Annotated in this window: 13 protein-coding genes; 2 read left to right on the forward strand and 11 right to left on the reverse strand. The window is 41.6% G+C overall.

The window, feature by feature from the left end:
- Positions 1–199 precede the first annotated feature (199 nt).
- From CJF29_RS07515 to CJF29_RS07525, 3 genes are all read right to left on the reverse strand, one after another.
- A complete protein-coding gene (locus tag CJF29_RS07515; protein WP_099146286.1) occupies positions 200–2,470 on the reverse strand; it encodes a glycosyl hydrolase family 95 catalytic domain-containing protein in 2,271 nt (756 codons plus the stop codon).
- A 509-nt stretch (positions 2,471–2,979) separates the two neighbouring features.
- Positions 2,980–7,041 (reverse strand): two-component regulator propeller domain-containing protein, encoded by a 4,062-nt coding sequence (locus tag CJF29_RS07520; RefSeq protein WP_074635527.1) that lies wholly within the window; start codon positions 7,039–7,041, stop codon positions 2,980–2,982.
- Positions 7,042–7,311: 270 nt separating this feature from the next.
- Positions 7,312–8,682: a TrpB-like pyridoxal phosphate-dependent enzyme gene (locus CJF29_RS07525; protein WP_004325359.1), complete on the reverse strand. Its 1,371-nt coding sequence runs from the start codon at positions 8,680–8,682 to the stop codon at positions 7,312–7,314.
- Between the two features lie 132 nt (positions 8,683–8,814).
- On the opposite strand from CJF29_RS07525, the gene CJF29_RS07530 reads away from it, so the two are divergent.
- Together CJF29_RS07530 and CJF29_RS07535 are read left to right on the forward strand one after the other, a co-directional pair.
- Positions 8,815–10,644, forward strand: coding sequence for a TrkH family potassium uptake protein (locus CJF29_RS07530; protein ID WP_074557682.1), 1,830 nt, complete (start codon positions 8,815–8,817; stop codon positions 10,642–10,644).
- Positions 10,645–10,648: 4 nt separating this feature from the next.
- Positions 10,649–11,335 (forward strand): potassium channel family protein, encoded by a 687-nt coding sequence (locus CJF29_RS07535; RefSeq protein ID WP_004305738.1) that lies wholly within the window; start codon positions 10,649–10,651, stop codon positions 11,333–11,335.
- 94 nt (positions 11,336–11,429) lie between these two features.
- On the opposite strand, the gene CJF29_RS07540 is transcribed toward CJF29_RS07535, so the two are convergent.
- The 8 genes from CJF29_RS07540 to CJF29_RS07575 all read right to left on the reverse strand — a co-directional run bounded on the left by CJF29_RS07540 (position 11,430) and on the right by CJF29_RS07575 (position 25,154).
- On the reverse strand, positions 11,430–11,657 hold the full coding sequence (locus CJF29_RS07540) for a CapA family protein (RefSeq protein WP_371682935.1): 228 nt from the start codon (positions 11,655–11,657) through the stop codon (positions 11,430–11,432).
- Complete coding sequence (locus CJF29_RS07545) at positions 11,564–12,196, reverse strand: nuclear receptor-binding factor 2 (RefSeq protein ID WP_141561015.1); 633 nt, start codon at positions 12,194–12,196, stop codon at positions 11,564–11,566. Before CJF29_RS07545 ends, CJF29_RS07540 begins: the two co-directional genes overlap by 94 nt.
- A gap of 159 nt (positions 12,197–12,355) precedes the next feature.
- Positions 12,356–14,803, reverse strand: coding sequence for a beta-galactosidase GalB (gene galB / locus CJF29_RS07550; protein ID WP_099146287.1), 2,448 nt, complete (start codon positions 14,801–14,803; stop codon positions 12,356–12,358).
- Positions 14,804–14,868: 65 nt separating this feature from the next.
- A complete protein-coding gene (locus tag CJF29_RS07555; protein ID WP_099146288.1) occupies positions 14,869–15,957 on the reverse strand; it encodes an arabinogalactan endo-beta-1,4-galactanase in 1,089 nt (362 codons plus the stop codon).
- A gap of 23 nt (positions 15,958–15,980) precedes the next feature.
- Positions 15,981–17,723 carry a DUF5114 domain-containing protein gene (locus CJF29_RS07560; protein ID WP_099146289.1) on the reverse strand — a complete coding sequence of 581 codons (1,743 nt, stop codon included), beginning with the start codon at positions 17,721–17,723 and terminating at the stop codon, positions 15,981–15,983.
- A 23-nt stretch (positions 17,724–17,746) separates the two neighbouring features.
- Positions 17,747–19,324 (reverse strand): RagB/SusD family nutrient uptake outer membrane protein, encoded by a 1,578-nt coding sequence (locus CJF29_RS07565; RefSeq protein ID WP_099146290.1) that lies wholly within the window; start codon positions 19,322–19,324, stop codon positions 17,747–17,749.
- Between the two features lie 21 nt (positions 19,325–19,345).
- A complete protein-coding gene (locus CJF29_RS07570; protein WP_099146291.1) occupies positions 19,346–22,321 on the reverse strand; it encodes a SusC/RagA family TonB-linked outer membrane protein in 2,976 nt (991 codons plus the stop codon).
- 223 nt (positions 22,322–22,544) lie between these two features.
- Positions 22,545–25,154, reverse strand: coding sequence for a cellulase family glycosylhydrolase (locus CJF29_RS07575; protein ID WP_099146292.1), 2,610 nt, complete (start codon positions 25,152–25,154; stop codon positions 22,545–22,547).
- Positions 25,155–25,157 lie beyond the last annotated feature (3 nt).

Consider the following 25,157-nt stretch of genomic DNA (forward strand, 5'->3'; position numbering starts at 1 on the left):
TTGCAAAAATAGGTTATTAAATTATGAAAGCTAACTTAGCTTGTTCACACTTTGTTTAAAAATGATTTTTTTGATATTAAATTTGTTGAATCATATATTACTTCTGTCTAAAAAGCCTGTTATGGGTCTGATAGCAGGCTTTTTATGTATCATAATGTAATCTATCTACCAGTGTTTGCAAGGTTGGTTTTGTACATTTTTACCTCCTCTGATGAATGATTTTTAATCCATAATGATTTTTGGAAGTATGAGGAATCGAAGAAATAATAAAATCCGACTTTTCTCCTTGATGGGAAATGAAGACCTCTTCTCCTTTCTTTAAATCAATTTGGAAAGTATTGTTTGGGAGTGATTGTATGGTGAAGTTTCTTTTTCCTTCAAAAATAGGGTTAACTATATCAGTCGTTATAATGCAAGGTTCTCCTGCCAGACTTTTAATATGGATAAATTGTGTCTTTCCTTGTTTTCTACTGGCAGATACTTTAAAAGCCCCTTCTGTGCGTAGACCTGAATAAGCAATGTCTTTCCATGTAGCGGGAATAGCTGGGAAAATGCGAATCTTTCCACCCCAACTCTGTAATAACATATCGTGGATACTTTGGGCGGCAGATAAAGGTGTCTCAATAACTGGCCCACTTTCTTTATACATAGTCGTCGAACTAAGAAATTTCCCAAATAATTTATTTAGATAGGCTAGTGCATCGTCTCCCTTTCCGATAGCAGAGGAAATGGAAGATGCTCCTGTGTATGAGTAACCTAGGAGAGCTTTGGGCTTGCTTTGCCAAAAAGACAATGATTTCTCAATCATTTCAATATCATTCGATTGTTCTTTATTAATTAAGTATAGAGGATAAATAGCAAGTAAATGTGAATAATGTCTGTGTGAGAAAGCATACGGCGTATCTTTTCCGATAAGCAATCCATTCTCGTCTGTGGGGTAAGGAGTAAGTTTAAGAAGCACATATTTCCATGTCTCAATCAATGAATCTTGGATACTCAGACGATGAGCTGATTCTAGTAGTGTTTGGCATCCCCAACGTAGTAGAGCGAGGTCGAAATTGCAATCTTCCACAGTGTCATATTCGGGGGAGTAAGTCGCTGGGAGATGAAGTTTTCCATCATCTCCTTCTTTCAGGAAATGCAAATAGTAGTTGATTGATTCTTTTAATAAAGGAAATAATTTATCTCGTAGAATATCATCATCCATTTTATGACGGTAGATAAGCCATAGGTTGTGACAGGCCCATGGAAGTAGTCCTATTTGAGCTTTGCCTTTTCCTGGAATTCCTACTTCTGTAGTCATACATTCCAAATTGGAAGCAACCCCTATTCCTAATGAGTTATGGCGGTAAGCTTTGGGAATGTTGAGGCGTAACTGATCTATATGATTGTAGAGGGCATTTTCTAAAGAAGCTGCCAGATCTAGATGGTCGGAAGTATTCAGTGCCCAATAGGTAAGTTGAACATTGAGATTCCACCAAGCGTTCGGCCATGGGGTTTCGGTTAGCCACGGACCTGTGTTATCTATTAGAGCACGGTCACCACGTGTTGCAGAAGCTAATTTATACATCTGTATCCAGTAGAAGTTTTCTTTTTGTGCTTCCGGCAGTGTTATGAAACTACTGGGATAGAAAGTATTCCACCATTTACGATGTGTTTTTTGCATGGATTGATAACCTTTGCGTATAGCTTTTCGGATTTCAGCTTTGCATATTTCACTCGAATTGTTTTGAGGATATGTATGTGTTAGGTTTATCCATAAGTTGCGTTCTGTTTCGGGATTATATGTTTCTTGCCATCCAACGCTTGTTTCTCCTCCTGCCAATAATTTCTGGACAGATAGATTGATTTCTTTCCCATTACTGATTTTTGCTGTCGGATTGAGTTCGTAATCTTTTGGTATTTTATTGGCTTTTCCTTGTCTTTTGAAAATCAAATAACGAGGGCTATTAGCTTCAGCTGCTATCCATTCCCATTGGAAGTCATGTTCGTCTCCTTCTGTTGTTGCTTTTACTATTATCATCATTTCATCAGCATGGACAAAACTTCGCAAGTGGATGACTCCTTTAGTTGTTGTAATATCTGTTGAAGCTTCAGCATTCCAAAGGTCAAGATGTATCGTTCCATTGATTATTTTGCCTTTAGGATGTAGGGTAAAATGTCCGGTAAGTAGTCTGGGGATTCCGAATACATCTCTTTTAGTGCGGTGATCATGTACATCGCAGTTGCCTGTTTCTAAGCGCAAGTAGTTCTTTCCGGGTTCTTTATAAATCATTAGCCCAAGCTTTCCGTTGCCTAAAAAGGCTGAATCATACCAATATTCGGGTAACTTTTCCCATATCATATCTTGTTGACTCATAAATTGGGGCCAGTCAATATCTTGTTTTATAGTTGCCGGGTGAGCATTCACAAAAAGAATGCTGATTAATGATAAAAGTAGGTAAGAATACAGTTTATTTAAAAAAATCATAGTATGCTTTTTATCTATTAATTAATAATGCTTTCTCTGCAAATATATAGAGTATGACAATTTTACGACTATTGGTATTGTTGAATAGTCTTTCATTCTTGTCTAATGTTTTTGTTTGTATGGGATAAAGAAGGTCTTTCTTCTTTACGGGTTGAAGATTTTCGGGAATTAGCTTTCAGTATTCGTTATATAGAATATTACTCCTTTTAGGTACAATAATGATCTTATTGGCTACTTTTAAATAATAACTTCCCTATTGATATTTATTTCATTGCCTAATGAGTTTTCGTTTGACAGTTGTTGAATGATAGTTTAACAACTGTCAAGCTTTCGTTTAACAGATGTCAAACGAAAGCTCGCTTGGTAATGAGATAAATAATGCTAATAAGAGAATAAATTGAAAGCTGCATAGTAATGTATTATTGTTAGTGATAGCATTTTATGTTCTTTTTCGAACCGAAATGAACATAAATCTCAAACCAGCAGATTCATATTGGATATTTACAGATTTATCCTTTTATTTTCTTAATATACTCCGTAGGCAAACATCCGAAATACTTCTTGAAACTCGTAGCAAAATAAGACGGCGTATTGAAACCTACCATTGTGCTGACCTCTGCTATTGTATAGCGGCCATCCTTCAGTAATTTTGCCGCTTCGTTGAAACGAATCTTGCGTATAAAGTCAATAGTCGATTCGCCTGTGATGGCTTTCAATTTAAGATGCAGATTAGAACGACTCATATTCATTTCTCTGGCAAATTCGTCAGTAGAGAATTCAATATTATCCATATTCTTTTCTACAATCGCTACAGCACGTTTTAGTAAAGCTTCATCCATGGCGTTAAACGTAATCTTTTCCGGTTCCACTTCCAGGGATTTGGAATACCGTTCAAGCATACGTCTACGGGTACGCATCATATTCTGTATCTTCGTAGTCAGGATAGCAAGTGAGAATGGTTTCGGGATGTAATCATCCGCACCCATTTGCAGACCTTCCATCTGGTCTTTGACTTCGCTTTTAGCAGACAGGATAATCACGGGAATATGACAGGTACGGATATTTTGCTTCACATTCTTGCATAATTTGATACCATCCATCACAGGCATCATGACATCAGTTACAATGATGTCAACTTCATTGTCTTTCAGTTTTTCCAAAGCTTCTTCACCATTTCCGGCTTCCAGCGTATTGAAGAGTTCGGCAAGTCCGCTGCTAAGATAATGGCGGATTTCATTATTGTCTTCTACAATAAGAATAGTGCCACGCTTCTTGTCACCGCCTTCGATCGTTTCGTTTTCGACCTTTTCCGTATCAATGAAATACATTTCTTTCGAGTTGGTGGAATATACCTGTCCTTCCTCATTCAGAGTGTCATTAGAAGCTAGTTCGGAGGGTTTGTAGGTATTTATGTCTTGTGGCAGATAAACAGAGAAAGTACTGCCTTTACCCTCTTCACTATCCAGTTCGATACGACCATGGTGCAATTCTACCAGGCGTTGTACCAGTGAGAGACCGATACCACTTCCTACGTGCTCACTCTCTATCTGATAAAAACGTTCGAATATTTTTCCCTGTTTATTGATGGGAATACCAATACCGGTATCACTAACTTGCAGTACCAACCAATTATTTTCCTCTTTCAATGTCACAGTAATGCTTTGACCGCTTTCCGTATATTTGAAAGCATTTGAAAGTAGGTTATTAACAATCAGTTCCAGATAATTAGGATCAAAAAGTTCCTCTTTATCTTCCAATTCGGAATGGAGAGTATAGGTAATCTTTTTGTGGCGTGCCAGTTTATCATAAAACAAGAAATTATCTTGTATTAGTTGATGCGCATTCTCTCTCTTTGCTTTCAGCTCGAAAACTCCCAATTCGGCGCGGCGATAATCCATCAATTGATTGACAAGATGTAGCAGGCGATTAGCGTTGCGTTGGATATATTCCAGCTGATTACGAGTCCAGCGGTCACTGATCTTATTGATTATTTCTTGTAGAGGAGCTAAGATAAGAGTCAACGGCGTGCGAAGCTCATGGGAAATATTGATGAAGAAACGCATCTTCATCTGGTTGATTTCTTCTTGATGTTCCTTGTCCCTACGTTCAATCTCCAGCTCTGCTTCCATGCTTTTACGCATCCAGAAGAAGCGGAAGACGAAAGTGATAAAGCCGATAAAAATAGCGAGGAAAAGCACGATTGCCCACCAGGTCTTGTACCATATAGGGAGAACAACGATTTCCAACATCGTAGGAACGGTATTCCATTTCCCGTCACTATTAGCAGCTTTTACCAGAAAATGATAAGTACCTTGTGGCAAGTTGGAATAGGAGACAGTACGTTTGTCTGTCAGATAATACCACTCTTTATCATATCCTTCCAATTTATAAGCGAAAGTATTGTGTTGACCTGAAATATAGTTGGATACCACAAATTCGAGCGTAAAAGCCGTTTGCCATGATTTTAGCGTGATACTTTCTGTTTCATTGATATTCTTAGTCAAGATACCGGTTTCATCATCCGGACGGACTGTTTTGTTAAACAGTTGAAGTTTAGTAATGACTACCGGAGGAGTGTAAGGGTTGTCCAGTAGGAGTTCCGGGCGGAAAGTTGTGATACCGTTGATACCCCCGAAGTACATTTGCCCGTTAGAGGTGCGGCAGAATGAAGAAGTATTAAACTGATTACTTTGCAACCCGTCGGATTCCGTAAAATTGCGGAACTTCTCTGTCTCCGGATTGAAACAGGAGATACCACGGTTGGTGCTTACCCAGAGACGCCCAAAGGTATCTTCCAGAATACCGTAAACCACATTATTGGGTAAACCGTTAGCAGTCGTATATCGTTTGATTTTCTTCTCTTTTTCATTAAAACAGTAGAAACCTTCACGCGTACCTACCCAAATGATGCCATTGGCAGCTTCATAAATGCAATTGGTAAACATCTTTGTTACAGATGATTCCGGAAGGATAGGGGCTTTTTCTATTTCGATCCCTTCCTGCTGAAAGACTGATATACCTTCTTCACCACCAATCCAAAGACGTTTACGAGAATCTCTGAACAGGATTGTGATTCGTTGTGAAGTAAATGGCGTACCGTCTTTTTCTTTATCTATGGTGGTGAAGCTCCGTTTCTCCGGATTAAAACTAACCAGTGCACTTAAAGTTCCTAATAAGATACTACCCTCCTTGTCAGGAAGAATGGCATAGACATTTTCATTGACCAACTGGCTATTCAGCTGATTGAAACTTTCCATTTGTCCACTGTTGCGGTGGAGAACAGTCAGACCACCGGCATGTGTTCCTATATATACAAGTGATTTTTGTTCGTCTACATATACGGCTTTGATATTGTTGGAACCAATACCGATTTCCCGTTCGTTTTCCTGTAAGATATAGTGCGTAAACTGTTGTGTCTTGGGATTATATAGATTCAATCCCCCATCATTCGTTCCTATCCATAAGTTCTTATCCTTATCTTCGGTAATGCAACTGACTACGTTGTCACTTAAAGAATTCTTATATGGAATACGCTGAATATTCTTGAATCTGTTGCGGATCGGATGATAATAGTTTAGTCCTCCGAAATAGGTTCCAAGCCACATTCCACCCTGCGAATCCATAAAGATACTGCGGACCGAACGCTGTGACAGACTGCCGCTTTCTACCGGACTGCTGCTGTAAGAAACGAAAGAATCGTTTCCTTCATGATAAATGTTCAGATCATTGAATGTTCCTATCCATAGGCGATTTTGCGAATCCAATGCCAGAGAACGGATATAATTGGAACTGATACTTTTAGGATTGGAAGAAGAATGATGATAGGTCTTGACTTCTTGTGTTTTCGGGTTAAATAGAAGTAGACCGGCTCCTTCGGTAGCTATCCAGATGCGGGTAGGAGATTGTTGCAAAATGGCTTGAATCTGCTTAGTGCCTGTTATCGGAGTAATTCTTTCCAGTTTCTTTTGAGGAATGGAGTAGCTGTAAAGCCCGTCAACCGGGGTGCCGATATAGATAATACCGCCTTGCCTGTAAAGAGCAGAAGCCACTATCTTATGCATAGCCGTACTAAAAGAATCATCAACGAATCGTGATTCTTTAATATCGAACATAGTCAGACCTTCCTGTGTACTTATGAGCAGTTGTTCCGGTGAGATCTCCGCAATTCCGTTGATTTGCAGCTTCTTCCCCTTCTTTTCGTAGAAGAAATTTCTGAATTTATCCTTCTCTTCATCATAATATGACAAACCATCCCGCGTGCCGATCCAAACCCGTCCCTGACTGTCAGCCTTTACGATTCGCGAAATGTCATTAGCGATGCTGTTCGGATCATCTTCATTATGCTGATAAACTGTAAATGAATACCCATCGTACTTGTTTACTCCGTCATAAGTTGCGAACCACATATTGCCTCGTTGGTCCTGATCGATAGAGAATACAGTACTTTGTGACAATCCTTCATTAATAGAGATATAGGAGAAGTTGATTTGCTCCGGAATATCAGAAAAAGCATAATTAACCCCTGCGCATAGAAAAAGTAGACAGATTGCTATTTTGTTAAAGCTGCTCATTATTAGTTCATAAGATTAATAATGGCATCAAAGATAGTGAAATCTTTGATATACCCCATGAATTGACCGGAAAACTATACAATCTTTCCAGTCTATACAGTGGGTGTATGGAGGTGTTCAACAGAGAGAAAGAAAATGTAGGAGGATGGAAAAAATGCCACCGATTTCACAGATTAACATGGACTTTTGTATCGAAAATCTTCGAATTACATTTAAGTCCATGTTAATCTGTGAAATCGGTGGTGAAACTTGAAACTGGCAGGCAATTTATTATTTAGCTAAATCTCCTATTTCGTCTAAATTCTTCTGAATATCATCATCAGTCAATGAATAGTTTACCAAGTCACCGGCCAAATACTTATCATAAGAAGTCATATCGATCAGGCCATGTCCGGAAAGGTTGAACAGAATCACTTTTTCTTCTCCTGTCTCTTTGCATTTGTTAGCTTCGCGGATAGCTGCTGCAATAGCGTGGCTGGACTCTGGAGCCGGAATAATACCTTCAGACTGTGCAAACAGACAACCTGCTTCGAAAGATTCCAATTGCTGTATATCTACTGCTTCCATCAGATTATCCTTGAGCAACTGTGAAACGATGACACCTGCACCATGATAGCGAAGACCGCCGGCATGGATATGGGCCGGAGCAAAATTGTGTCCTAAAGTAAACATCGGTAGCAACGGAGTATATCCGGCTTCATCACCGAAGTCATACTGGAACTTACCACGTGTCAGTTTCGGGCAAGATGCAGGTTCGGCAGCAACGAAACGAGTCTTTTTTCCTTCCTGTATCGTGTGACGCATGAATGGGAAAGAGATACCTCCGAAGTTGGAACCACCTCCGAAACAACCGATTACGATATCCGGATATTCGCCTGCCATTTCCATCTGTTTTTCGGCTTCCAGTCCGATAATAGTCTGATGAAGAGTAACATGGCTAAGTACAGAACCAAGCGTATATTTACAGTTGGGAGTCATTTGTGCCAGTTCAATAGCTTCAGAAATGGCTGTTCCCAATGAACCCTGATAAGTAGGGTGTTTAGTCAGAATATCCTTACCGGCACGGGTAGACATGGATGGAGAAGGGGTTACCTGTGCTCCGAAAGTCTGCATGATGCTGCGGCGGTATGGCTTTTGTTCATAACTGATTTTTACCTGATAAACAGCAGCTTCCAAACCGAAAACCTTAGCTGCATAAGAAAGAGCGGCTCCCCATTGTCCGGCACCGGTTTCAGTGGTGATGTTGGTAACTCCTTCTTCTTTGCAATAATAAGCCTGTGCCAATGCAGAGTTCAACTTATGTGAACCGATAGGGCTGACACTTTCATTCTTAAAATAGATATGAGCCGGAGTACCGAGTGCTTTTTCCAATCCGTAAGCACGAACCAGCGGAGTACTGCGATAGTACTTATACATTTCGCGTACTTCTTCCGGTATTTCGATCCATGCATCGGTTTGATTCAGTTCCTGATGGCACAGCTCTTTAGCGAAAATCGGATACAAGTCTTCCGCTTTCAGCGGTTGTTTGGTTCCCGGATGCAACGGAGGCATAGGTTTGTTTACCATATCAGCCTGAATGTTGTACCAGTAGTGTGGAATTTCTTCTTCGGGTAAAATATACCGTTTTCTTTTTTCACTCATAATATTGTAGTTTTTTAGTTTCTTGTTGCCAAAAGTACTCAATTTTTTAATATTCAGAAAATTTTGTCAACAAAGAATCGGTTCTAATTGTTATTTTACTTAAGTTTGCACGACCCTGTTAAAAAAGATGATATGAAGATTTATCATAAGTTTTTATTGTATCAAAATAAACTGCTAAAACCCTATGTACGTATCCTGTTAGGACTGGTAGAAGCACTCACCTATCTGGCATCTCTGTTGTTGATTGTCGGAGTAGTATATGAACACGGTTTTCCCTTATCCATAGATGAAGTGGCTAATTTGCAGACATTGTATAAAACAGTCTGGATTATCTTTCTGATTGATGTTACTTTACATATTTCACTGGAATACCGGAATACTAAAAAACAATACCGGCGATTAGCCTGGATATTAAGCGGGTTATTATATCTTACTCTAGTACCCGTCATTTTTCACCGTCCGGAAGAAGAAGGAGCTATTTTGCAGATTTGGGAATTCCTGCATGGGAAGTTTTATCATCTCCTGTTATTACTAGTCCTTTCTTTCCTCAACTTGTCCAATGGGCTGGTGCGCCTGTTGGGACGGCGTACCAATCCTTCTTTGATATTGGCAGTCAGTTTTATGGCTATTATCCTGATTGGAGCAGGTTTGCTGATGCTTCCGCGCTGCACGGTGAATGGTATTACCTGGGTAGACTCTTTATTTACGGCTACCAGTGCCGTATGCGTTACAGGTTTGGTTCCGGTAGATGTATCCACTACATTCACCACTTCCGGATTAGTTGTCATTATTCTATTGATTCAGATTGGAGGATTAGGAGTGATGACATTAACCAGTTTCTTTGCCATGTTCTTCATGGGAAACACCTCCATTTACAATCAGCTTGTTGTACGTGATATGGTTAGTTCCAATTCGTTAGGTTCATTACTGTCCACCTTATTATATATATTGGGCTTTACCTTAGTCATTGAAGGGATTGGTATGGTTTCGATTTGGTTTAGTATTCACGGTACGCTGGGAATGACTTTGGAAGGCGAGTTAGGTTTTGCTGCTTTCCATGCTATATCAGCTTTTTGTAATGCGGGTTTTTCTACACTTTCCGGTAATTTAGGGAATCCGATGGTGATGACCAATCATAATGGACTGTTTATTTCTGTTTCTTTGCTGATAATCTTCGGTGGTATCGGCTTCCCCATTCTTGTCAATTTCAAGGATATTGTATTATATCACCTGCGTCGTTTCTGGAAATTGGTCCGTACACGCAAACTGGATCGTCACAAAATGCAGCATCTTTATAACCTGAATACGAAAATCGTGTTAATCATGACTTTTCTGCTTTTATTAATCGGTACATTAGCTATTGCTGCTTTTGAGTGGAATGCTTCCTTTGCCGGTATGCCTTTGGCAGACAAATGGACACAAGCTTTCTTTAATGCCACTTGTCCTCGAACAGCCGGTTTTAGTAGTGTCGACCTGGCATCATTGAGTGTGCAGACTTTGTTGGTTTATCTATTCTTGATGTGGGTTGGCGGTGGTTCACAATCTACGGCAGGTGGTGTGAAAGTGAACGCTTTTGCAGTTGTGGTTCTGAATCTTGTAGCCGTATTGCGTGGTACTGAACGGGTAGAGGTGTTTGGCAGAGAATTATCTTACGATTCAATCCGGCGTTCCAATGCAACAGTAGTCATGTCATTGGGAGTGTCATTCATTTTTATTTTCACATTGAGCATACTCGAACCGGGTGTTTCCATCATGGCATTGACTTTCGAATGTGTCTCTGCACTTAGTACTGTGGGATCCAGTCTGAATCTGACCCCTCATTTGTGTGATGCCAGTAAGTTGTTGGTATCCTTGTTGATGTTTATCGGACGTGTGGGATTGATAACATTGATGTTGGGAATTGTCAAACAGAAAAAGAATACAAAATACCGTTATCCGAGTGATAACATTATAATAAACTAAAGATATGAAGTATATTATTATCGGTTTAGGAAATTACGGCCATGTGTTGGCAGAGGAATTGTCTGCATTAGGGCACGAGATTATTGGTGCGGATATTAGTGAAAGTCGTGTAGATTCAATCAAAGATAAGGTTGCTACGGCTTTTGTCATTGATGCCACTGACGAACAATCATTATCAGTGTTGCCATTGAATAGTGTGGATATAGTAATTGTAGCGATTGGTGAGAATTTTGGTGCATCGATACGTGTTGTTGCCCTATTGAAGCAGAAAAAGGTTCCCCGAATCTTTGCCCGTGCTATTGATGCCGTACATAAAGCGGTGCTTGAGGCTTTTGAACTTGAGCGAATCCTGACTCCGGAAGAAGATGCTGCCCGCAGCTTGGTGCAATTGCTTGATTTTGGAACGAATATGGAAGGATTCCGCATCGATCAGGATTATTATGTTGTGAAGTTCACGGTTCCGGAGAAATTTGTAGGATATTTTGTGAATGAGTTGAATTTGGATGAAGAGTTTCATTTAAAGATGATAGGGTTGAAGAGAGCCAATAAAATAACCAATTGCTTGGGCATTTCTTTAATGGAGCTTCATGTAAAGAATGAATTACCGGCGGATGAGAAAGTGGAAGAGGGAGATGAACTGGTTTGTTACGGTAGATATCGCGATTTCCAAGCTTTCTGGAAAGCTATTTAATGTGCAAAATCTAGTGGATTTCAAGATAGAGGGATGATGATATTTGTTGGTAAATAGTATAATGTTGGCAGTTATCCCCTTTGGTTTTGTCTGATTATTGTAATTCCGGTTTGCAATTATTAATTGTTGCAGGATGAAGTTTTATACTATATCCTATAGAGGTGAAATTGAGCTGCACAATCAGGCTTTGTGATGTTTCCGGTTTTCGTTGGTCGAACACGAAGTTGCCTAGACTATAGAAAATAGGCTTACCTTTAAAATATTCTTCTTTCTGAATGACATGCGGATGGTGTCCGATGATGGCATCCGCACCTGCACGGATAAGCCGGCGTGCTCCTTTTCTTCTGTCTCGCGTTTCAGATATTCCTTAAAATCCAGACCAAAACCTCTCCATGCATATTCCGCTATCAGAAATTTTCCACTTCGTTCCCGTTCCACGGTGCGTATCAATACAGGAGTATGTTCACGAATCACTCTAAAATCTTCCAAAGGTTGTGCTACCCTCGAACCTAACCAAAGTGGGCGGATATACGCTTCATCTGCAATCCGGTAAATGAATAACCGCTTGTCGGGTTTGGGATCGAATCGGGTAGGCTTGATAACCCCCACAATAATTTCCGGCATCCTGTCTCCTGTAACATCTCCATAATCAAATTGATAGACAGGATAAGGCAATTTCCAAACAGAGTGGGAGGGTTGGTCTGTATTCAAATGAATGACATAGAGCGAATCAGATTCTTTGTTCAGAGATACTTCCATGTGTCTTTGATTAACTTGCCATTCAAACCTGTTTTCTTTCCGGCATGAACAGAACATCAGTAAAAGACCTGTAAAAATAAGGAAGTGAATCCTGTGCGACATATCTGTAACGTTTTCTTTGGCAAAGATAGATATTAACCTGTATTTACCTGCTTCTTTTCTCGTAAAAGTGAAAAGTCCAGTATATTATATATGAAAACCACCGGACTTCTCTTTAGTTAAGAAATCCGGTGGCTTATCAGATTTTATAAAGCGTATGCTTTATTTCGTTTGAATACGAATATTTCCGGCTTTCACTCCATTTGCTTTGGCTGTAAATACAATTTCTCCGGCAGTTTCACCAGCTTGTATGATAGCTGTCAACATTCCGTTGAAAGCATGCATCTTCGGAAGATGGAATTGTTCCAGGTTCGTCGGATCGCCATTGGCAGCAGCACGATATTTACCAGCTCCCTTTGCAGAGAAGTTTATCTGACGATTATCAGTAGGGCATAGGTTACCATCTTTGTCTACGACTTTCACAGTCACATACGCTAAGTCTTTTCCGTCTGCAGTCAATTCGTTACGGTTGCTGACCAATTCGATGTGATGAGGTTTTCCGGCAGTGCGAACCACTTTTTCCGCTACAGCTTTTCCATCTTTGTTATAGGCTACTACTTTTACTTCTCCCGGTTCATATACAGCATCCATCCACATCAGACGATAGCGGTTCTTCAACGAACTATTATTCTTGCTTTGTTTACCATAACTTTTACCGTTGATAAACAGTTCGGCTGTAGGATAGTTGGTATATACAAATATAGGAGTCACTTCGCCTTCACGTCCCGGCCATGTCCAGTGAGGCAGAATATGCAAAGTTTCCGCATCCTTATTCCATACACTGCGATACAAGTAATAGCGGTCTTTAGGCAGACTGGCAAGGTCGATAATACCAAACATGGAACTGTGATTGGGCCATGCATCCGTATCATAAGGTGATGGTTCACCCAGATAGTCAAATCCTGTCCATACAAATTGTCCGATTGTCCAATGGTTATCGTCGGCCAGTGCAAAGTCCTCATCCGGAATATTTGACCATGAACAGGCTTCTACATCATAAGAGGAACACTGATGGTCTTCATACTTAGTACTTTTCTTATCCTCTACCGGGAATTTGTATACCCCGCGTGAACTGACAGTAGAAGCAGTTTCACTACCCAGAATCAGATTCTGCGGAAGTTGGTCATAAGATTCCTTATAGCGTTGGGTACGGTAATTAAGTCCCGGAATGTCAATCATTGCTGCAAATCCGTTCGCAAGTACACAAGTAACCTGATCCATTCCACAAGTGACAGGACGTGTCGGATCTTCTCGGTGGCAAATGTCTTGCAGGAATTTAGCCACTTTATAGCCGACAGGGCTACATTGGGTCGGCACTTCATTACCGATACTCCACATAATCACACACGGATTATTCCGATAATTATGGAGCATATTTACCATATCACGTTCCGCCCATTCATTGAAATAACGGTGATAACCGTTTTCACACTTGGCGATGTCCCATTCATCGAACGGTTCAATCATCATCATAAATCCCATTTCGTCACACAACGCTACGAGTTCGGGAGTCGGCATATTATGAGAAGTACGGATAGCGTCACATCCCATATCTTTCAGCAATGTAAGTTGATGGCGAAGCGCTGCTACATTAATAGCGGCACCCAGCGGACCTAAATCATGGTGATTACATACCCCTTGGAATTTGCGATGTTTTCCGTTCAGATAGAAACCCTTATCAGCGATATATTCAATGCTGCGGATACCGAAACGGGTCGTGTAAGTATCCACCAGTTTATCATCTGCGTAAATTTTGGAAACAGCCTTGTAGAGCGACGGACTTTCCGGCGACCAGAGCTCGGGCGCATTTACAATAAAGTTTTGTTCGAATGGTTGTCCATGATTAATGCGGCTCGTATTCTCTTTGCTGGTAGCCACTTTTCCGTCCGGAGAAAGAATCTCTGTTTCTATACGGATTTGTGTTTTCTCACCGGCATTATCAATCTTCGTTTGAAGACGTACGGCTGCAAAGTCCTTGCTGACATGAGGAGTTGTGATTTGTGTTCCCCATACAGGCACGTGCACTTTATCAGTCACGATCAGATGCACATTACGATACAAACCTGCTCCCGGATACCAGCGCGAGGACTGCGGACGATTTTCCAAACGTACGGCCAGCGTATTATTCTTTCCGTCTTTGTTTAATAAAGACGTCACGTTACAGTGGAAAGAGTTGTAGCCGAAAGGCCAGAAACAAGCTTCTTTTCCATTTACATAGACACGTGCTTCGCTCATGGCGCCATCAAAGAGCAGCGTCACCTCCTTATCGGCAGGAGCATCAAAACTGGTTCGATACCATCCGGTGCCTACATAAGGGAGCCCACCGGTACGTCCTGTTTTCAAGGAAGCCTTTTTCTCGAAGTTCTGTGTTACAGCTACATTCTGCAGGTCATTATTCATATCGAATGGACCGAAAATCGCCCAATCATGCGGAATAACAACCGACTCCCATTTAGTGTCATTAAACTCCGGCTGGCTAGCCTCTTTAAAATCTCCTTTACTGAATTTCCAGTTTTTCTCGAGCAGCGTCTCACTGCGTTGCGCTTGCAATGTGCAAGCGACGCCCATCAAAAGTACAGCTAATAACTGTTTTTGGTGTTTCATGTTCATTTTTGCTTTTCAGGTATAAAATATTTTGGATTCGGGGTAAAGTTATAAAAAATGATTCAATAATCTTATCTCTTGAAAGCATTAAATGCGCTGGTGGGTTTACCGGTATCGTCAAACAAGCCTTTGTGATAGCCTTTCCAACCACCGTAACTTTGAGGTTCCCAAGTGAAAACACCGAGGCATTGATCTATTTCTTTAGCTTTAGTCATGAAATCGGTAAAAAACTCTTCTGCTTCTTCATAATTCCAGTAAATACCAAGCTCACACATCATGACAGGTGTATTATATCGTTCAATCAGACTTTTCATATTAGCAATACAATCATTGTTTAATTGTCGCCAGTCTTGGGTATCCGGTTCCGGATAAAGAGACATGCCGATTATATCCCATTTTCCCCCATCAGCTTTCAGACCGTCAAACAGCCAGATATATCGATTGGGATTATTGCCCTGATCGATATGTACGATAACTTTAGCTTCCGGGTAGATTGTTTTAACGGCATCGTATCCCGCTGTTACCAGTTGAGCGAAGTTGGCGGTTTTTCCGCTGCTAGCAGCTCCGTCAGGTTTTAACATGCCTGTACGTGTCTCATTACCCACCTGCACCCATTCTACATCGATACCTCTTGCTTTGATTGCACTTAATACTTCAGTGGTATGGTCGGCTACTGCTTGTTTTAATTCATCAAAGGATAGGTCGGCCCAAGCCGCCGGTTTCTCTTGCCGTCCCGGATCCGCCCAAATATCACTATAATGGAAATCAATCATAATACGGTAGCCTAAGTTGTGAGCGCGCCACGCCTTGGTCACTACATCGTCTTTATCACACCATCCTTCCGGATTAAAGAAACCTTCCTCTTCCGACCATCCCTGATCGGGATTTACCCATACACGTAGACGGATGGCATTCATGCCCAAATCCCGGAGTAGTGACATACATTCATGTCCGTTTCCTTCAGCATCATAGAATTTGTAACCTTCCTTTTCCATTTCTGTCAACCAACTGACATCGGCTCCTTTGGCAAAACCAGACATGTCATAGGCTTGATCTTGATTTTCCGGAAATACCGGTTTATCATCATTGTTGTCACAGGCTGTGAAGAAGGCTCCGCACAGTAGTGCGGAAGCCATCAATATATTTTTGAATCGTTTCATAATTATATACTGTTATCTAAAGGTTATTTATTAGAAGCGGAATAAGTACCGTCTATCAGATTGACTGTGATAGTATAAGTTCCGGCAGTCAATGGAATACCGTCGTTGCTGTTATAATATAGTTTTCCATTGCTTCCTCCATACGCTCCGGTCCAGTCATCTTTTATATAAAATTTGATACCCCAGTTAGAATCTTGTGATAACGTAATCGTTCCCGAATATTCTCCGGTAGTTCCTGTTGTGGCGATAGGATATAAATTGTTATCCCCCTCTATTCCATAATAACAATAGATGTTATTTCCAACTGCATAAGTTTTATAGGTCAACTCTTTTAATGAAACGTCAAACAGATAAAGATCGGCAGCAGGTGCAGGAATATTCTTTGCTTGTCCATTTACAAGAGTTCCAGCTTCTGCCGTACTTTCCGAGTCATCATTGGCAATGGTGTACATTTTGTCGGTGTCCCATGCATCTCCTGATGAGAACAGGGTCATCGCATAATTTCCGTATTGTGAGTTGACATCCACTATACCTGCATATTTTTGTTCTTCCTTATAGTACACTTCAATTTTATGATCGTATGTCCAGTCGCTACCTTGGCCGATTCCCGGCAAATACAAATATTGTCCCTCTTCCGGTTCCGGCTCCGGTTCTATAGAACCTTCTTCTACTGATACAGTCCATTGTTGAGGGTTGCTTAGATCGATAGAAAGCGTACACTCTCCTGCCTGTGGCACATTAACTGTTATGTCTCCAGCTGTTTCTCCGAGATTTAACGCTGTGCTGCTGCCGCTGAATGCCATAGGAGTATCTTTAGCTTTCGTGTCATCAATGTCGTATCCACCATTATCATTCGGATTGGCACATGTATGGTCATATAATTTACCCGTTCCACTGATTTGGATAGTCATACTTCCGGCTGCATTAGCATTGAATGTAGCTGTCCATTTTCTGCTTGTTTGGTTAAATTCCATTGTTGCATCGATATCTCCACTGACGTTCAATGTTGGTATTTGTATTCCGTTCCATTGCTTATTATTCGTGTCAAATGTGATATAATAACAACCTCCAACTCCTGGGAACCAGCATTTCCAATCCCCTGCTGTAGTTAGTAAGAACGGCATTCCGGTTTCGTTGTCATTTCTCCAGATCGTTCCGTTGGCTTCTTTAATCAGGAAGTTGTACCAGGCATTTACTCCTACAAATCCTTTGTATACACCATCTGTATTTACTGAAAATAAACTCATACCGGTGTCTGTGCCGTTTTGATCCAGCATGCTGGCGAAACGCATATCCAGTTCATAAGGAGTGATGTTGATTACTTCCACATTGCTATATGCCGGTTCGATGTTGTTCCCCGTTGTTCCTTTCAGTCTGAAATAGAATTTAGTGGCTACATTGGCTTCAACCCCCAGATTATTGGTGACAATATTTAATTCGGCTCCATTGTAAGTCTTGGAAAGAGAGGTTTCGGTAGACTCAACGATCGTTCCGGAGAAATCTTCGTTTAATGCAACCTGTATACTTGTTTTCAATAAGTTGGTTGGTTTGAAATCCGGATTGTTGATAGCCAATGTCCGGTCGGTCCATGCCAGTGACAGAACATTCTTTTGTGCGATATCTTCCGTCAATACAATGTTGTTTGTAGAAGCTATCAATTCATTTTCTGTCAGGCTCGATAAATAATATTTATCTGCGTCATCTTCACAGGCACTCCATATAAAGAGAGCCGCCAATGCAAGGAACAGACTATTTATAGTTTTCATATATCGTTTGTATTAGAGGATGATTAATAATTTTCATTATATAAATTGGGATTAGCCGTCAGTTCGGTAGCCGGTATCGGATAGATATTATACTTGCTATTTACAGCTACGCCACCTTTTTCACCACCTTTCCATTGCCACAGATATTTGTCGGTAGTGAACATTCCGAAACGGATTAAGTCGGTGCGACGGTATCCTTCCCAATAAAGTTCACGGGCACGTTCTTTCAGGATAAAGTCCAGTGTCAGGTCGGCTTCCGTTTTATTATGAGAGTCGTCGCCATAAGCACGTTCTTGCAGTTTATTGATATATCCCAATACAGTTCCTTTATCACTACCCGTTCCGCCACGTACCACAGCTTCCGCCATCATCAGATATACGTCTGCCAAACGGAATAAAGGATAATCTGTATTTACACCACCATCTGCAGTGTTGGAAGCAGTTGCTCCGGCATCTGTCAGGTTAGTCCATTTTTCTACAAAATATCCGTTTGACTGGTTATCTATCACATCCAGATATTGTGTTTGTCCGTCAGTGAAGAACATATAGCGCTTATCATCAGTTCCGCTAAATAAGACCGGAATTTCTCCGCGTACACGGAACATTCCCCAACCGCTTTTCACACCATAATTTTCAGGAATCTGTTTGTCGGAAGTATTACTTACGGCACCACAGACGATGTAGGTGGAAGAACCCCAAGATACGGTATGTGTAGCGTCCACAGGTAAGGTGAATATAATTTCGTTGGCAGTACGCTTATCATTATCCGCATTGAATAGTTTGCTGTAGTCATCTTCCAATGAATATCCCTGTGCGATAGCCTGTTGACAGGCAGCGATACATTCTGTATACTTCGACGTTTCAATATACACCTCTGCGTTCAGATAAAGTTTGGCAAGCAATGTATAGGCGGCTCCTTGTGAAGCACGTCCATAAGGACAATCCCCTTTGCTAAGCATATCATTTGTAATGGCATTTAATTCAGATTCTATATAACTGAAAATTTGTGCAGACGTATAACGTGGAGGCAGATAGCCGACAGTCGGGTCATTCTCTGTTATGAACGGGATGTTGCGGAATAAGTCCATTGCATGGTAGTAGAATAAAGCACGCATGAAACGAGCTTCAGCCCGGTAATGGCGGATTTCAGCTTGATCCTGTTCGCTAAATTCTGCCAGCTTTTCATCGGTTGCGTTACGGAGAAATTCATTGCACAATGCTATGTTATAATAAATCCGATAGTACATGTCCGATACCCAAGGATCATTAGCATCCCAACTTAAATAAGTCAATCCACTCACATTATCACCTGACAACCAGGTAGAGGCCACCTCGTCTGTTCCACATTCCTGCAGGTTGAAGAAGCAACGCATATAATCCTGTCCACTATTACTGCTCAAGTCTGGATCACCCCCTTTTTCCTGTCCGGTGGTCACCATGGCAGCATATATCTTACCTAAAACGGCTTTATAGTTTTCAGCATTGGTATATATCGTAGAAGATGTTTCGTCTTCATGCGGATATTGGTCTAAGTCGCCTATGCAGGAGTTCAGCAATAATGCACTGCAAAAATAGAAGGCTGTATATAATATCTTTTTCATGATTCGCTTGTTTTTAAATAGTTAGAAGTTGAAACCTACATTCAGTGAGAAGGTGCGCGGACGTGGATAGAAGGAATTATCCACACCATTAGGAACCTCCGGGTCGACACCGCTGTACTTGGTGATACAGAATACGTTCTGAACCATAGCACTCACATTCAGGCTACATCCTTTGCAGATTTGACCGAAATTATAGTTCAACGATAGATTATCCATTTTCAGGAAAGAAGCATTTTCTACATAATAGTCGGACAAGTACTGACGGGTCTGGAATCCGGTTTTCAGATAACTTGTAGACAGGTTATTCAATTGATAGGAGTTGTAGCTTACTGTTTCCCAGGCTCCAGCGTTCATAGCCATGGCATTATAGACATAGTTGCCGATGTTTGCACGCAAGCTTGTACTCAAGGTCCATTTTTTCCAGCGCAGTGAAGTACTGAAACCGAGAATGTAATCCGGAGCGGGAGAGTGGTAACGATATAAATCGGAAGAGTTGATTTGTCCGTCTCCATTCACATCAAGATAGGCACCTTCTACCGGTTTTCCTGTTTTTTCATCATAGAGTTGATGATAAACGTAGAACATATAAGGGGCGTATCCCTCACTTAATGTTTGTACTTGGTAACTGTCGATATATGGACCTACTGAAGTATTTGTAGCGACAGTTCCGGCAGATAAAGACAGATTTTTTACCTTCATCTTTTGCCAAGTCATGTTGAAGCTGACATCCCAGTTCCAGTCTTCTGTCTGGATAGGAGTTGCATTCACGCTGAATTCAATACCCTGACTGTCCACATTTCCCACATTGGTGGTGATGTTACGGTCGAAGGTGGTACCTGCTGCGGCGGGAACTGTTGCAATCAAATCTTTAGTTTGGCGAGTGTAGTAGTCAAAGCTACCGGTAATACGGTCTTCCAGAAAGCCGAAGTCGAATCCTATATTCCATGAAGTAGTGGTTTCCCATTTCAAGTCAGGGACGTAAGAGCTGGGACGGTAGGTATGAATATATTCATTTCCCATGATACCTTCCGCACCATTTTGGCTTTGAGTATAGATAGGTAGATAATTGTAGTTACCAATACCGTCCTGTTGTCCGGTCACACCGTAACTGGCACGAATTTTCAGATTGCTCAATACTTTATTATCTTTCAGGAAAGATTCTTCTGTCACTCTCCATCCCAAGGCTACAGAGGGGAAAGTACCCCAACGTACATTCTTGGCAAAGCGTGAAGTAGCGTCCCGGCGGATGGTGGTAGTTAGCATATAACGTGAATCGAACGAATAATTCAGACGACCGTAGTATGAAAGTAGTACATGGCGTTCGTCTTTAGCCTTTGAAGTCTTTTGTATTTCTCCCAGCGTGTTCATTTCGTAGTAAAGCGGAGTTGTAACTTTCCAGTACTGATAATCGTAACCGGCTGTTACGTCAAAACTACTTTTAATCGATTCTACCAATTTGTTGTAGTTGGCATACAAAGTCAGCAGGCGATTTTCTTTCTTCTGTGGACCGTAGCTGTAATCCAGACCGGAAGTGGTGTAATTCTGTGCAGCTTCCGCCGGAACATATACACTTCCCTTACCTTGTGCATAGTCGTAACCTAATGTAGCGTGTAGCTTTAAATCGGGGAAGAAATGAACACGATAGTCCGCATCGATATTTCCGATGAAACGTCTTACGTTACTTTGGGAATCATTCATTTTGATAAGTCCCACCGGGTTCATTACAGCACCGTTGGCTGGTGCACCTGTATTGTCTATTGCTTCCGTGTATCCTCCAAAAGTATCCAGTCCTGAATAAACAGGGATGGTTGGATTCATTGTAGAAGCTGCCCAGATAGCATTCGTGTTACCAAATGTGTTGTTGTTAATAGACCCTTTCGCATTAATATTCAGTTTCAAGTGGTCTTTGAAGAAAGAGGGGGTTACCATGATGCTTCCCGTGTAGCGTTCTGCGTTGTCTGTGCGTAACAAACCGCTTTGATTGTAATAACCTACTGATATACGAAATGGCCAGTTTTTAGCAATTTTTCCGGAGATACTAAGATTATTATCCGTACCGAAAGCATTCTGGTAAATCTCATCATTCCAGTCCGTATGGGCTGTGCCGAGTAGAGATTGTTGGGCAGTCGTTCCTTGCGTACGGATGGTGTTGACAAATTGGTCATAACTTAGCATATCAGCCAGCTTGGTACGTGTCTGGATGGAATTTGTCGTACTGAATGTAATCTTCAGTTTATCCGAACTTCCTTTCTTGGTAGTAATCAGAATAACCCCGTTGGATGCACGCGAACCGTAAATGGCAGTCGAAGAAGCATCTTTCAGAATGGTCATACTTTCAATATCGTTCGGGTTGATGAGGCTAAGGAAGTTCCCGTCATTACCGCTGATGCCTCCCTGTTCCAAAGGAACGCCGTCCAGTACGATCAAAGGGTCATTACTAGCGTTCAGTGAAGCACCACCACGCACACGGATCGTACTTCCCGCAGTGGGAGAACCACTGTTGGACATGATTTGCACACCGGAAATCTTACCATTAATCAGTTGCTCGGGAGAGCTGACCAACCCCATGTTGAAGTCCTTGCTGCTGACGTTAGTTACCAAACCTGTCAGGTCACTTTTACGCTGCGTACCATAGCCGATTACTACAACGTCGCTCAATACCTGTGAATCACTTTTCAACTGGACATTCAAAGTAGTACTGTTGGCAGGAACTGGTACTACCTTTGTTTCATATCCTACATAAGAGAATTGCAACTCTTTGCTGCCCTGTGGCACATTGAGTGTATAATTACCGTCGAAATCGGTCACTGTTCCGGTAGAAGTACCGACAATGAGGATACTTACTCCGATCATCGGTTCCTTGTTCTCGTCAATCACTTGTCCGGTGATTTTCTTGCCTCCTTGTTGGGCGAAGGCAGGAATGGTGCCTCCTAAAAAGGCTGTACACAACATAAGTAGTACAGTCAGATGGCGTAGATTTAAGATATTCCTGTTCATAATTACTGTGTTATTGATAATAGATTTATTTTTACTTTTTATTTAAAAATCAGCGGCTTTTCCCTTTCTGTCTCTTCCGTTTGCTACCCCCTTTCAGAAGGCTTCAGACGTGGTTCAGACGAAAGATTTGTTCCTCACCGAGGAAGACCTTGTTCCTCACCGATGAACGACCCTTTCCTCACCGAGGAACGAAGGCTTCGACAACGGGGAACTTTAAGAACGATTATTCCAGCCAGATATTTCCTAGTTCAATCTCAACTAACTCTTTCTTGTTTCCTGACATTGACAACTCCAGCTTTTCAATCCTTTCCGGTAAAAATGCAATTTCCGTTTCCGGATGGAAATACTGTTTCAAAAATGTCGGATAAGCTATCGGCAGCAGTGCCGTGTCTGTCTGGCGTAAATCTTTCAACGGTATTCGTATGATTCCCTCCGATGATGGAGCAGGACAAGGGCTTTTATAAGTATATCCGTCTGACGTTACGAAACCGGCACTGAATCCTTCCGGAAGTGTTTTCGTTCGATTTACCCGGATACAGAGAACGCTACAATCCTTTACTCTTTCTTTTCTTTCTTCAATCAGGTTCTTTACGAACGTGCGGAGGAAATAGTGCGGATTTTCTCCTTTAGGAGTAAACCGGAACCGGAGCAAAGGTTTTTCCACCGGAGAAGAATCAACCAAAGTACGTTGGAGATCATTCCATTCGGGAAGCGTGTATGCTTCTATCCGGCTATCTGCATCCGTAATAGCCAATAGTGGTATCGCACTATCTGGGGCAACAACACGAGTAGTCCAATAGGCTCCGGAAGTATAATTCCAGTCCAGTGGATTTCCCTTTATTCCTGATGATGAATTCCTGTAACCGGAATTTCCTGTGGGATAAGTGCGAGTGCTGTTGCCCCGGCATACGATGATGTTATACCTGAAACAATCATCCTTTATTTCTCTAGCGGGTATCGTTGCCTGATAGGTATATCCGCTTGTACGTTTCATCTTGATATATGAATTATGCTCATTCCAAAAAGATATCTTATCGGTGTAGATAATCACTGAATCCGGGAGTTCGGTTCCTACTACCTGTGCATTAATCGTCAAATCCTTATTTGCTTCAGTGGTTGCCGATGGAATATGAACGACTTTATAATCTGTCACACGTGGAGCAGGAGCCACATATTCTCCGATGCGGATGGAATTCCATTGAGAGTCTGCCTGCCAGTTCTGTTTGGGCGTACAGTTTTTACGTTTCAGCAGATAGGTACCCGGACGAAGTCCGCGGATAATCCCGTCTGTCACATTTCCTTTCTGCTGATTTCCTTGATTGAGGGCCGTAAAGGTAAATTCCATCCCTAAATCAGGTATTTGCAAAGCCATGTCCCAAGCACCATAAGCGATGGTAACCACTTCTTTGTTGAGTGACGGTTTGGCAAACGGATCGTTCACTACTACTGCGTCCGGCATCACTTCCAGTCTCCAGACTCCCGGTTCGAGGCAATCCATGAAATAAGCACCTGTTCCCTCATAATGAATAACCGGGGAACTGCCACAACCGGCAATGGAAACAAGTTGTGACGCATCTTTGGGCCGGGTGTTGGTATGATTGGAATAATAGAATTTCTTTCCATTATTTAATTCGCTCAAGTCCTCCGTATAACTGACGCGAAAACCATCACCAAATAAAGTGTCCTGTGGATAGCTGCCGTATGATTCACCTCTTTTCAGACTGTGTGCAGCTTCGGCAGCTATCTTCATACTGATAGCTTTATGAGGCGTATAGGCAAGATTCAAGAAATGAGTCTGATATTCCGTATTGGCATAAGCGATATCCATCGGATCATACGCAAACTGGGTAATCCATTGGAAGCCTGCCGTACGGAAAGTGCGTACCATGGCCGGATACATATAAGAATACATGATATCTGCCGGATCGAACTCATATACCATCCGTGTTTTCTTATCGAATCCTTTCACTTTATCCGAAAAGGGAATATCATAGCGGTCTATATAAGGAAGGAAATTTCCCTGCTGTGTCTGTCCGGATACCAGTCCGATGGGATACCATTGATAAGTAGTTCCCTGAATGGCAGTTTCGTAATAAGACTCTACTACATATCCGTTGTGGCTTACATTATAGAATACAGGTTTGCGGTTTCCTGTTTTATTGATCGCTTTCAGCATCCGGTTGATATAGGCTTTTACCTCTTCTTTCGTACCGGAATGACAAGGTTCATTATTGATTTCGAATCCAACAATGGAGGGATCGTCTTTATAAGCTAACCCCGTATATGGATTGACGTGCTTCACCAAACCATGAAGATAGGTTTCTTGTGCAGCGATAGCTTCCGGATGGGAGTGCATATCGCATTTATCATATTTATAGGAGAAGCCGCCCGTCTGTATGTTTCGTTCGGGATATCCGTTCCCGAAGTTGGTCTGTGCGGTAATCACAATATGAATATTACGTTCTTTGAGTTTGGCAATCAGGTAGTCCATCAAGTCGAGATGCTCGTTTTCGAGGAGATTTCCCTGTCCGTCTGTCAGTTCCACATCCCATAAATGAATACGGTAAGCATTCAGTCCCAGACGGGAGATATGATATACATCTTTGTCTATAGCAGCTTTGCGGTCCAGTCCCAAATATCCAATGGCACGGTAAGCATGGGCGAAAGGCAGCGTATAATTAACACCGAAAAAGGAAGCCTCCCGGCGGGTGTCACTCCAACGCATCACCCCATTTCCATCTATATATATAATAGGTGTAGAGGATGATTTGCCTTGCACTTTGACAAAGGCAGATATCAAACAAATAAAGGTAAGGATCAACAGTCTTTTCATGCT

The organism is Bacteroides celer (assembly GCF_002632415.2).
Taxonomy (GTDB): Bacteria; Bacteroidota; Bacteroidia; order Bacteroidales; family Bacteroidaceae; genus Bacteroides.